This is a genomic window from Nonlabens sp. MB-3u-79, assembly GCF_002831625.1.
In the GTDB taxonomy this organism is placed as follows: Bacteria; Bacteroidota; Bacteroidia; order Flavobacteriales; family Flavobacteriaceae; genus Nonlabens.
In genome coordinates this window covers 609,924-622,061 of the sequence record NZ_CP025116.1, presented here as the reverse complement: position 1 = coordinate 622,061, position 12,138 = coordinate 609,924, and the positions used below count along the sequence as shown (strand labels likewise).

General features: G+C 37.0%; 9 protein-coding genes. 1 reads left to right on the top strand and 8 read right to left on the bottom strand.

The window, feature by feature from the left end; all coding sequences use genetic code 11:
- Positions 1-26 precede the first annotated feature (26 nt).
- The gene (locus tag CW736_RS02805) at positions 27-539 is read left to right on the top strand and encodes a TrmH family RNA methyltransferase (protein WP_101012462.1); all 513 of its coding nucleotides are present in this window, start codon (positions 27-29) and stop codon (positions 537-539) included.
- A gap of 203 nt (positions 540-742) precedes the next feature.
- Here the strand turns inward: CW736_RS02805 and CW736_RS02800 are convergent, their stop codons facing one another.
- From CW736_RS02800 to CW736_RS02765, 8 genes are all read right to left on the bottom strand, one after another.
- A complete protein-coding gene (locus CW736_RS02800) occupies positions 743-1,168 on the bottom strand; it encodes a hypothetical protein (RefSeq protein ID WP_101012461.1) in 426 nt (141 codons plus the stop codon).
- A 90-nt stretch (positions 1,169-1,258) separates the two neighbouring features.
- Positions 1,259-4,489, bottom strand: a complete 3,231-nt coding sequence (locus tag CW736_RS02795; protein WP_101012460.1) for a carboxypeptidase regulatory-like domain-containing protein — start codon at positions 4,487-4,489, stop codon at positions 1,259-1,261.
- A gap of 116 nt (positions 4,490-4,605) precedes the next feature.
- The gene (gene pgi, locus CW736_RS02790) at positions 4,606-6,237 is read right to left on the bottom strand and encodes a glucose-6-phosphate isomerase (protein WP_101012459.1); all 1,632 of its coding nucleotides are present in this window, start codon (positions 6,235-6,237) and stop codon (positions 4,606-4,608) included.
- Positions 6,238-6,294: 57 nt separating this feature from the next.
- Positions 6,295-7,548 (bottom strand): M23 family metallopeptidase, encoded by a 1,254-nt coding sequence (locus tag CW736_RS02785; protein ID WP_101012458.1) that lies wholly within the window; start codon positions 7,546-7,548, stop codon positions 6,295-6,297.
- A complete protein-coding gene (locus CW736_RS02780; RefSeq protein ID WP_101012457.1) occupies positions 7,549-8,517 on the bottom strand; it encodes a tryptophan 2,3-dioxygenase family protein in 969 nt (322 codons plus the stop codon).
- Between the two features lie 134 nt (positions 8,518-8,651).
- Positions 8,652-9,455, bottom strand: a complete 804-nt coding sequence (locus CW736_RS02775) for a DUF3108 domain-containing protein (RefSeq protein ID WP_232735402.1) — start codon at positions 9,453-9,455, stop codon at positions 8,652-8,654.
- A gap of 86 nt (positions 9,456-9,541) precedes the next feature.
- Positions 9,542-10,705, bottom strand: a complete 1,164-nt coding sequence (gene hppD, locus CW736_RS02770; RefSeq protein ID WP_101012456.1) for a 4-hydroxyphenylpyruvate dioxygenase — start codon at positions 10,703-10,705, stop codon at positions 9,542-9,544.
- A 266-nt stretch (positions 10,706-10,971) separates the two neighbouring features.
- The gene (locus CW736_RS02765) at positions 10,972-12,129 is read right to left on the bottom strand and encodes a homogentisate 1,2-dioxygenase (RefSeq protein WP_101012455.1); all 1,158 of its coding nucleotides are present in this window, start codon (positions 12,127-12,129) and stop codon (positions 10,972-10,974) included.
- Between the last annotated feature and the right edge of the window lie 9 nt (positions 12,130-12,138).

Below are 12,138 nucleotides of genomic sequence, written 5' to 3'. Positions count from 1 at the left end.
TTACGAGGTTGCAATAAAACAAAACGTTGAAACAGTTAACACATTACGATATCGAAAACAATCAAAAGCAATTTCCAATTACAATTGTTTGTGATGCTATAAGAACTCCTGAAAATATAGGTATGTGTTTTCGTGTTTCTGAAAGTTTTGGAGTTGAAAAGATATTTTTTCATGAAAAATCGCCAACTGTAGCTAATAGAATTGTCAAGAAAACAGCGAGAAATACGATGCATCAAACTGCATATGATACCTATGTTGATTTTACAGAAATCATCACTAAATTAAAACAAGAAGGTCATACGATTATAGGACTGGAAATTACTGATAAAAGCATCAATGTTCAAGATTTTGAATTCAAAAAGCATGAGAAAATCGCATTGCTTTTGGGTAGCGAAAGAAACGGAATTGAACATATAGACCTAGTAGATTATACTGTTTCTATACCAATGTTTGGCATCAACTCTAGTATGAACGTGATTCATAGTTTGGCTATATCCTTGTATGAAATTACCAATCAATTTTCGGTAAGAAGTAAGTAAGAGTAAATTTGTAAAACCTGCAATTAGAAAACCTTCAGCTGATTCTAGATAAATTTTGAAGGGTATTAAAATCATTGTGTAATTACTCATCATAAAAACGCCTGGATCAAATTAATGATCCAGGCGTTTGTGTGAATTCCACTTTCTTGATATCTGTCAGACATGTTGGGAAAGCAGAAGTAAAAAAGTGATTTATTTGATGACTACAACCACTGACTCCAAGGCAATCTAGAAAGTACTACTAGAAATGCTAGGGTATAGAAAATAGCGAGCATTTTGAATTTGCCATTACTAACGATTTTCTTCTTGTGTTTGGAATAACCTATGGTCAGTAATGCGACTGCTATGATCATCATTAATGGGTGTTCTATTAACAGAAGTCTTATAGGGGAGTTGCTCATTTCAAAGCCTTCCCAACGGCCTAGATTTTCTGGTGTAAAGTATAAAGCGAGTCCTATTAACAATTGAATATGTGTCACGATGAGTCCAACCAGTGCGAGACTGAAATCTTTGTTCCCAAATTCTTTCTTGCCAAAATAACCTATTATAGCGTTGATAGTAGCTATGGCTAGAATCAGTAAAAGAAGGTAAGCCCATCCAGAGTGAGCGGATTTTAAAATGCTGTACATAATGAAAAATATTTGATTCAAAAGTACTTTAAAAACAAAGAACCCTACTCGTTTTGAGTAGGGTTCTTGAAATTATGTTGAAAGTAACTCCTAGTTAAAGATATATCTAAGACCTACTTGCATTTGCCATCTTGAAGAACGAGTACCTGCGTCATCAATAATCTCTAGTCCTTCAGCAAAGTTAGGGTTGAAAGAGAATTCTGGATCAACTCCATTTCTTTCTACCTCTACAATACCTACGTTAGAACTAATAAATCTTTGCTCTCCCCAATCTTTGTTTAAGAAGTTGAAGAAGTTAAAGATGTCTAGAGAAAGTTGGAAGGTGTGTTCCTTATCATTAAAGTTCAAACTGAAATCTTGAAGAACTTTTAAATCAACGATGTGATTCCATGGTCCGCGATCTCCGTTACGTTCTGCATAATCACCACGACGCTCACTTAAATAATCGTTGCTGTCTATGTAAGCATCAAGAGCTGCCCACTGGTCTGCAGCAGATACACCGTTATTGTCTACCAAGTTGATTTCACTTTGATCTCTTGGGATATAGAACAATGCATTATCATTAGAGTCATCATTTAAGAGGTCTCTTCCTTGATAAATATAGTTGATCGTACCACCTTGTTGTCCATTGTAGAACATACCAAATGTAGTTTTAAGGTTCTCATTCCACTTTATTTCATAAGATGCGTTAGCAGAAACTCTATGTCCAAATGCAAATTCTGAATTACCTACACCAGCAGTATTTTTACCATTAACAGTTGCTACACCTCTCCATTGAGAACTGTTTTGTGAAGAAGTACCTTCAAAGACAGATTTTCCTTGCCCATAAGAGTAAGAAACCTGACCTCCAAAACCATTTTCAAAAGGTTTACTGATACTAAAAGTACCATTGTAAGACCATCCTTCGCTAGTGTTAGTAGCTAGTATAATTCTAGAGTAAGTATCATCTATTTCATCACCACGATCGTAGAATGGACGCCCATCAGCATTGTTCAATGATTCTGTTGATGGAGTAAGATTTAAGTTTTGATAAAAAACGTTGTTGATGGTCTCGTTGTACAAGAAGTCTGCACTTACAATCAATCCCCAAATATCAGTCTTTTGATCAACACCGATGTTGTACTTCATTACTTGTGGTAACTTGAAGTCTGGAGCAAATATGTCAATTTGTCCACCAACTGCACCACTACCTGGAGCAGGAGCACCGTTTAATGGCTGGTTGTTAGGGTCAGCAACAAAAGTCTGACTATCAAATGCATTAGCTTCACCTATGCTTAGTCCATTGTTGTTGTAAGCTCCACCTGGCCATACTAAAGGAATTCTTGAAGTAAAGATTCCTAAACCACCACGTATTTGAGTAGTTCTGTCACCAGTTACGTCCCAGTTAAAACCAGCACGTGGAGAAACATGTACCTGACTCTTAATTTTCTTACCAACTCTTGCACCTTCTAAATCGTAACCTTGTGCTTCAAGTAGCCCAACGGTTCTGTTATTGAAGTCGTCATTTACTGCTCCATTTTCAAAGAAAGGAACATCAAAACGAACACCATAAGTTAATTTAAAATTATCAGCGATACTCCATTGATCTTGAGCGTAAAGACCTAATTGAGAATATTGAAAAGAAGCTGCTGCATTTTGAATATCATCTCCAGAAGTTCCTGCTGGATCAACTAAAGAGTAAGAATGAAAATAAGAATCTGCAAGAGCGTCATTTGAAGCGTCATTGTCAAAGTACGTATTGAAGTCTGCAAGAGAGTTAAAAGTATATTGACCAAAATTTTGTCTTACAAATACGTTTCTGATGTCATAGTTTTCAAAGTTACCTCCGAAAGTCATATTGTGAGCTCCTTTAGAAACTTCAAAATTGTTGGTAACAGTAAAGATGTTTTGCTCAAGAATGTTAGCTGTTGAGAAGGCTTCTGAACCAAAAGTAATACGACCATCACCATCATTGATTTGTACTCTTGGGAAAGGATTTCCTAGAGGATCACGGTTGTCATTTACAGAAGTATAACTAATAATTAAATTGTTAGATAAGTTTCTACCATTAGTAGTGTTCCATTCTAGAGTAGAGAAGTTTGTCTCAGATGGGAAAAAGATACCAGCGTTAGCAAAGTTGATGTTTCTGTTATTACTTTGGCTAGGAGAAATAGATTCACCCTTTACATAATTGTGCTTTGCAGTAATACTGTTCTTATCATCAATGTTATAGTCTAACTTGACAGTGAACTTTTCACTATTTAACTCTGTAATAGTGTTTTCATACCCACCAGGATTGTAACCAAATGTGTTGATGATGTTGTCCCTTAATGTGTTGATATCAGCTATACTGCTATCTCCATTATAAAGATCAGAGTCAAATGGTCTAGGCTCTTGTTCTCTTTGAACCTCTGCATTTACGAAGAAGAACAATTTATCTTTGATGATAGGTCCTCCTACGCGTACACCATAAAGGTTTGCAGTAAAGTCATCTAATTTCTCACGGTTGTCTTCACTGATTCCTACTGGAGTCTTTCCAGCAAGATCTTGATTACGTGTGTAGAAATAAGCACTTCCTTTTACTTCATTAGTACCAGAACGAGTAATCGCGTTGATAGCACCACCTGTAAAACCAGATTGTCTTACGTCAAAAGGAGCAACGTTTACTTGAAAAGATTCGATGGCATCGATGGAGATAGGATTCACACCTATTTGACCACCATTAGTACCAGAGCCAGCAAGACCAAAAACATCATTGTTTACCGCACCATCAATAAAGATAGAGTTGTAACGGTTGTTTTGACCAGCAATGGAAATCGCTCCACCCTCAGAAACCTGAGCTTGAGGAGTTTTTCTTAAGAAATCACCTATTCCTCTAGTTACAGAAGGCATGGTATTGATTTCACGTTGAGAGATGTTAGTTTCTGTTCCTGTTTTACCAGAATCAAATATTCCATCTCTTACTGCATTAATTACTACAGCGTCAAGAGCATTAGATTCATCTGTCAGCGTCAAACTGATTCTTTCAGATTCTCCTAATTGAAGAAAGATGTTTTCAAACTTTTCTTCTCTCTTACCTATGTAAGAAATGGTAATCGTGTAAGGTCCACCTACACGCATGTTTGAAATACGGTAATAACCTTCTATGTCAGTAGAAGTTCCGTAATTAGTTCCTGTAGGGCCATGTAATGCGACAATGGTTGCTCCTAGAAGAGGTTCTTGGGCTGTATCTATGGTTTCCATAATACGACCGTTAATGCTTGAGGTAGTAACCTGCGCACTAACTGCGATGCAGCTTAAGAAAAGCCCAATTGCAAATAAAGTGTGTAATGTTCTGTTCATTTCAGAATTAGTTTAGTTTGATGATGCAAAAATACACGTAAAACCAGTAAACCAATATTAAGCTAACATTAAGAAGTGAACAGCTTATTAACGTTAATTAACTGAAAAACAATAAATTAATTATTAAGAGTAAAATATTTTTGTAAAAGAGCACTCGTACTGGCGTCGTGTTTGTCAGATTTGGAGTCTTCAATATCGGTCAGAATAGCATCAGCTAAGACCTTCCCTAATTCTACTCCCCATTGATCATAACTGTAGATGTTCCAGATCACTCCTTCTACAAATATTTTGTGTTCATACATAGCTACTAGCTTACCTAAACTTTGTGGAGTAAGCTCGTCTACTAATATGGTAGTCGTAGGTTTATTTCCTTCAAAGACCTTAAAAGGAACCAGTTGGTCGATTTCGGTTTGTGATTTTCCTGAGGAGGCCAAATCTTGAGCGGCTTCTTGACTTGTTTTCCCATTCATCAAAGCTTCTGTTTGTGCAAAGAAATTTGCCATAAGTTTGTTTTGATGGTCTGGGTGGTTGTATTTCGTTTTCGCGAAAGCGATAAATTGAGCAGGAATCAATTTAGTTCCTTGATGTATCAATTGAAAAAAGGCATGTTGTGAGTTGGTACCTGGTTCCCCCCATACGATGTTCCCAGTTTCATAATCCACGCGATTTCCATTGCGGTCTGTACTCTTACCGTTACTTTCCATAATGGCTTGCTGTAGATAAGCTGGAAGTCTATGAAGGTATTGAGTGTAGGGTATTACAGCTTCACTTTGCGCTTTAAAAAAGTTGTTGTACCATATCGTGAGTAAGGCTAACTGGACAGGAATGTTTTTATCAAAAGAGGTATTCCTGAAATGGGTGTCCATATCATGCGCACCATCAAGCAAACCTTGAAAATTTTTAGAGCCTATTCCTAAGGCAACAGACATACCTACTGTACTCCACAAAGAAAAACGGCCACCTACCCAATCAAACATAGGGAAGATATTTTCTTTATCAATTCCAAAATCCACGGCGCGTTGTACATTGCTACTTACTGCAATAAAGTGCTTTGCTATCGCTGAGGCACCTACTTTATTAGTAAACCAATTTCTAATAGTTGTTGAGTTAGTAAGTGTTTCTTGTGTTCCAAAAGACTTAGAAACGATCACAAATAATGTTGTTTCTGGTTGGATCTTTTTTAAGGTTTCTTCCACGTGATCTCCTTCTATGTTAGAGACAAAATGAAGGCTAAGTTCATTTTTATAAGCCTGCATGGCTTCATAGATCATCTCAGGTCCCAGATCGCTACCGCCTATTCCTATATTTACAACGGTATCAAACTTCTTTCCGTTTGCAGCAGTAATCTCTCCGTTATTTACGGCATCTACAAAAGCAAACATTTTCTTCTTGCTTTCAATCGCTGATGTTACGTTTTCACCTACTTGAGTGCTGATGTCATTGGTGCGTAATGCAGTATGTAAAACCGCACGATTTTCAGTCACATTTATTTTCTCGCCATTAAAATACGATTCTATGGCTTCTGTAAGATGACATTCGTTAGCGAGGTCCACTAATTTTTGTTGTGTTTCTTTAAGAATCAAGTTTTTAGAAAGGTCTACATAAAAATCTCCTTCTTTTATGGTCAGCTCTTTTGCACGATCAGGATTATTTTGAAAGGCTTCTTTTAGGTTGAAATTTTTTGCTGTTTTATAATGATCTGCGAGCGCTTTCCATGCCGCGGTAGAAGTAGGGTTGATGTTTTTCATGATACTAGGGGGTCTAAAAAGATCTTGGAGTAATACAGATGGTGGTGAGGGAATGGTTTAAATAATAGGGTTGCTTTTTTTGAAAGGCAATTGATCTATTTCTACTTGTAATGGAGCCACAAACTGAAGGTATTCCTTCATTTTTGCTTGAGGTAAAGGCTCCGCACTAGGTAAGTTTTGTTTGTAGGGGTCGACTTGTCTTCCATTGACCCAAAATCGATAACAAACATGAGGTCCCGTAGCTAGTCCCGTGCTTCCTACAGTTCCTATAATCTGTCCTTGTTTTACACGCTGTCCTACTTTTACCTTGCGCTTGGTCATGTGAAGGTATTGAGTAGAGTAGGTGCCGCTGTGTTTTATTTTCACATAATTACCATTACCGCCAGTATAGCCAGATTTAGTAACTGTTCCATTTGCAGTGGCAACGATAGGAGTTCCATAGCCTGCGGCATAATCAGTTCCTTTGTGTGCTTTCCATCTTTTTTGAACTGGATGAAATCTTCTTTTCGTAAATCTGGAAGAAATTCTGGAATAGTTTACAGGAGCTTTTAGGAAAAAACTTCGTAGTGTTTTACCTTTTTCATCATAGTAATCGCTCATTTGAGTCACCGTATCTGTCGTGTACTCAAAGGCATAAAAGGGCGTTTGATCAGTTTCAAAAACAGCAGCTTCTATAGATTCTATCCCTGCAAAAATAGAGTCGTTAATGTAGCGTTCATTGTAAATCATCTTAAAGCGATCTCCTTTTTGAAGTTTAAAGAAATCTATGGACCATCTATAGATGTCAGATAGTTCATATATAGCACTTATACCTAAGCCCTCCTCCTGCATTGCTTCAGATAATGTCGAGTTAATGATACCACTCGCTGTTTTTCTTTTAAAGGAAATAGGGTGCTTATCTTTATAAGCTGCTAGGGTGTCGTTAAAATTAACCACTACATAATCCATTTTACTAAGCTCGTAAATAAAGGCTTCAGGAGTGCGAAGGCTATCTCTTCTTTTTAAAATCTTAAAGGGTTTGCCAGCTTGTATTCTGCGTAAATCGTAAATTTCATTGAGTCTATTTGCTGTTTGGTAAGCACTTTGCCCTTTGACAATATGATTGACGATTAAATCATTGAAAGTCGCACCGTCTTTAACCGTGTCTGCAACGATTTCATATTCATTGAGGTCAAAACCATACTTCATCAAAGGTACCAATGTCTTAGGAGTGGTCTCAACGACTTTATTTATGGGTGTTTCTGTATTGTTTTTACAAGCCGTAAAGCTCATTGCGAGTGCTATGCCGGCGATGAAATATTTATTCATCATTTATTTTGTGTTTAATGCGTGATCTACCCATTGTTTTCCCCAGTTATCGTGCTCCTCTTGCGTCCATAGCGATGGGAAGAAAGAGATTTTTTGAAAGCTAGGTGGTAGAAATTCTTTCCAGTTGGTTCCTCCAGTTGCTTTTACTGCTTCCCCCTCTTTACGCAAATACCTATGTGCGGCTCCCATATGCATGAGCAACCAGTTGATGTTTGCGTTTTGGTCTAATCTACGCAACGCATCTTGAAGCTCTTGTGTTTGTTCTTCTTTTGGTAATGCAAGATAGCGCTGATTTAAATTAGTGTGTTCTACTTCTTTTGTAATTCTTAAAAATCTAGGAGTGTAACGCTTTTCAAACTGCTTTAGTGTGAGCGTTTTTTCTCCAGTATTCATATCAATACCTCCTTTTTTCCAGTAGATATTTTCAAATAATTCTTTTTGTGTGTGGTTTTTTTCGCTTTCGCGAAAGCGAGACCTAACAGAAGGATGAACTAAATTAATTAAATCACTGCTATAGAATTCTATCATTCTAAACTGAGCGCTCTGGAATCCACTTGCAGGAAGTAAAGACATTCTGAATTTAAGAAATTGGTCGCGTTCCATTCCTTGAATCATCACTTCAAAGGAGTTGATTAAAACGGTATAATACCTATTGATACGTTTTATTTTCTCTTCAAAGAACGCAGCAGTAAGCGTTGTGCTTTCTATAATCTGCATTTGTTCATGAATGATCAATTTGAAATACAATTCTGTAATCTGATGATAGCTTATAAATATCATCTCGTCAGGAAACTCTGTATAGGGTAATTGCAGACTTAGCAAGGTGTCTAATCTAATATAATCCCAGTAAGTGGTATAGGTATCGTAGAGCAGTCCATCTAAGTATGAAAGCATGTCCTGGCCAGAATTTTTAAACTTATCCTCTAGCAATTTAATGCGTTGGGCAATCTCTGGGCTGATTTCTTCGGACATGGGATTCATTTAAAATGACTCGCAAAAGTAAGGAACCTTGCGGTTTCTATCAATTCTTAGAGCCATAGTCTTAACTATATTTAACCTAAAAACAATGAGGTCTTATTTTATTTATTGTCAAGGCTTTAAAAGCGCTAATTATCTGCTATAATCTGGAAGGAATGCTTAAGTCCTTTAAAAGATTGTAAATCAGCGGTTAGCGATCCTACAGCGAGTTTTGCTTTTATTCTCAGGGGTATTTTATTAGCATCTTTTGAGATCCAAACGGTAAGGCTTTCTTCTTCTTTAAATACCCGACCTGACTGCACGTAAGGTCTAAATTTTAGGGAAGCGACTTGACCAAACTTTGTTTTTACGATTTCTTCACCTAAATATTTCAATTTAAATTCGAAATTCTCTTTGTCAAAAAACATAGGTAAAGTGAATTCATCTCCTAACTGAAGCGTTTCAATGTCTACCATGTTTCTTAAATGATAAAAAGCACTGATCATATCTTGAGTATATGGCTCAATGTTAACGATCGTTTCTTCTTTATTCTTTTTATCGTTCACTAAAGCAGTGCCGGCTTCATGATCAAAGTCTATCTGTATATCTTTAGTGTGTCCACCTTCGTCTATTTCACGTATAAAACGATATGGTTTTACCGTTTCACGATCTATATAAGTTTCATAATTATCATCTACTTTAAAGAAGAGGTGAAGTAATCCAGTAGATTTCCCTTTTCCTTTAATGTGATAAACTGGTCTTCCTTTAAGTCTTGCTTTACTCACTTTGAGCTCTGCATAGCTGGCATTAAATACACCGTAGTGAATTCTGAATTTAAACCACTCTCCATCTTCAAAGGCTAGTTGCTCTGTGGCGCCTGTTGATACAGTCCCTGGAGTAAAAGCTGTAGTTGTTGCAAAAACAGCTATCATTAAAAAAATGATCTTTTTCATATCTATAAGAGTTGATCGTGAATTAGTACCACTATCTTCTATTGCAAAGTCTATTCCAAAATGATAACTGACTCACTATCATTTTATTATAAAGTACCTCGTAAAGCCTGTTCTCTTTCTATTGCTTCAAACAGTGCTTTAAAGTTTCCCACTCCAAAAGATTGTGCTCCTTTGCGCTGTATCACTTCTATAAACATAGTCGGTCGGTCGACAACAGTCTTAGTGAATAGTTGTAATAAATATCCTTCTTCATCTCTATCTATAAGGATACCGTGCTCTTTCAACACTTCTACATCTTCGTCTATTTCTCCTACACGTTCTATAAGATCGTCGTAATATTCTTCGGGAACGTAAAGAAATTCTACACCTCGGTCTCTCATTGCGCTTACGGTAGCAACAATATCATCGGTAGCAACGGCAATATGTTGTACACCAGGACCATTATAAAAATCTAGGTACTCTTCAATTTGTGATTTCTTCTTTCCTTTGGCAGGCTCATTGATTGGGAACTTCACTCTACCGTTCCCGTTACTCATCACTTTGCTCATCAAGGCAGTGTATTCTGTTGCAATATCATCATCTGCAAAGGAAATGATTTGTGCAAAGCCCATAACTTCTCCATAGAATTTACACCAGGTATTCATTTCATCCCATCCTACATTTCCTACCATATGGTCTATAAACTTAAGGCCTACGGGTTCTGGGTTGTAATGAGATTCCCATTTTTTAAATCCAGGAAGGAAGAGCCCCTTGTAGTTTTTACGCTCTATAAACATGTGAACGGTTTCTCCGTAGGTGTAGATCCCAGACTTTACAACTTCACCATGTTCGTCTTGTTCTACGGTAGGCTCTAGGTATGGCTTAGCGCCTCTTTTAGTAGTTTCTTCAAATGCTTTTCGAGCATCTTCTACCCATAGAGCTATTACTTTCACTCCGTCACCGTGAATGTTGATGTGCTCGTTGAGTTCTCCGTCCTTTACTATAGGTGTTGTAAGAACGAGTCTTATTTTACCTTGTTTTAACACATAAGAAACCCGGTCTTTAAGGCCAGTCTCAAGACCAGCATAAGCTTCTGATTGAAAGCCAAAAGCGGTTTTATAAAAATGAGCACTTTGTTTGGCATTACCTACATACAATTCTACATAATCAGTTCCTAGAAGTGGAAGAAAGTCTTCGGCTTCTTTAAAAAGCTTCTTAAGTGAATACTCGGTGTTTTGTAGATCTTTTAGGTTTTTGATATCTGCTGGCATAATGTATTTTTTAATTGATTAAATAAAGGATTTTAGTAGGGGTAAGAGACATCTTTTCTACCACATGGCTCTTAAGTGAGGTGTTATGTCTATCCTTTTAAAAATCATAATTTTTTATTTTTGAGAAGTTCCTTCGGTTATTAGCTCTTCTATTGGTACTACTGCATCAGTTTTTGTTTCTATTGAATCTAGTTCATCATCATCGTACTTCCGTTTCTTCAGATTCTTCTTCAGAATCCCAAGTGTGATTTTCTTACAATATTAAATTAATCCAACCAGCTTTTATGATAACTGTCGTCTGCAATTTCTAATCCTTCTTTAGTAACCATTAAAGGTTTAAACGTATCTACCATAACGGCTAGTTCTTCTGTCTTTGTTTTTCCGATACTTTTTTCAACAGTTCCTGGGTGTGGCCCGTGGGGTATTCCAGCAGGATGTAAACTGATGTGTCCAGCCGCAATATCGTTGCGACTCATAAAATCTCCATCTACATAATAAAGCACTTCATCGCTATCAATATTGCTATGATTATAAGGTGCGGGAATGCTATTCGGGTGGTAATCGTATAATCGAGGCACAAAACTACAAACCACAAAAGCGTCTGTTTCAAAAGTTTGATGCACTGGTGGCGGCTGATGAATGCGTCCAGTTATAGGTTCAAAATCATGAATAGAAAAAGCATACGGGAAATTGTAACCGTCGTATCCAACGACGTCAAAAGGGTGTGATGCATAGACCATGTCAAAAATATCGTCTTGCTTTTTTACTTTTATTAAAAACTCACCTTTTTCGTCATGTGTTTCTAGAGTTTCGGGTCTTCTCAAGTCTCGTTCACAGTAAGGGGCATGTTCTAACAATTGACCAAACCAATTTCTATAGCGTTTAGGAGTATAAATGGGACGTCTACTCTCCACAATAAAAAGCCTGTTATCAGTAGTGTCAAAATCAATTTTATAAATAATACCTCTAGGTATCAATAAGTAATCGCCGTATTTAAAATCTAAATTTCCTAAATGAGTACGCAGTGTCCCCGTCCCTCTATGAACAAAAAGCAATTCGTCTGCATCGCTATTTTTATAGAAATAATTCTCAGTAGATTCTTGTGGTGCAGCAAGGATAATGGCCACGTCACTATTTATTAAAACGGTTTTACGACTTTCTAAATAGTCGGCTTCGGGTTGTATTTGAAAGCCTTTAAGACGGTAAGATTTAAGGTGGTTTTTCAGTGCTATTTCTGGTTTTACACTGTATTGATTTTTAATCTCTTTAACCATAGTAGGTCGGTACATATGGTAAGAGTTTGTGGACATCCCTTCAAAACCTATGGTTCCAAAAAGTTGTTCTGAATAAAGAGAACCATCGGGTTTTCTAAATTGCGTGTGTCTTTTGGGTGGTATTTTACCCAGTTTATGGTAAAAAGGCATAGCTAGAAA

Bases quoted from the DNA above. Each gene is read 5' to 3' on its own strand.
- CW736_RS02800 (WP_101012461.1), bottom strand. From the start codon at position 1,168: ATGTACAGCATTTTAAAATCCGCTCACTCTGGATGGGCTTACCTTCTT.
- CW736_RS02795 (WP_101012460.1), bottom strand. From the start codon at position 4,489: ATGAACAGAACATTACACACTTTATTTGCAATTGGGCTTTTCTTAAGC.
- pgi (WP_101012459.1), bottom strand. From the start codon at position 6,237: ATGAAAAACATCAACCCTACTTCTACCGCGGCATGGAAAGCGCTCGCA.
- CW736_RS02785 (WP_101012458.1), bottom strand. From the start codon at position 7,548: ATGATGAATAAATATTTCATCGCCGGCATAGCACTCGCAATGAGCTTT.
- CW736_RS02780 (WP_101012457.1), bottom strand. From the start codon at position 8,517: ATGTCCGAAGAAATCAGCCCAGAGATTGCCCAACGCATTAAATTGCTA.
- CW736_RS02775 (WP_232735402.1), bottom strand. From the start codon at position 9,455: ATGAAAAAGATCATTTTTTTAATGATAGCTGTTTTTGCAACAACTACA.
- hppD (WP_101012456.1), bottom strand. From the start codon at position 10,705: ATGCCAGCAGATATCAAAAACCTAAAAGATCTACAAAACACCGAGTAT.
- CW736_RS02765 (WP_101012455.1), bottom strand. From the start codon at position 12,129: ATGCCTTTTTACCATAAACTGGGTAAAATACCACCCAAAAGACACACG.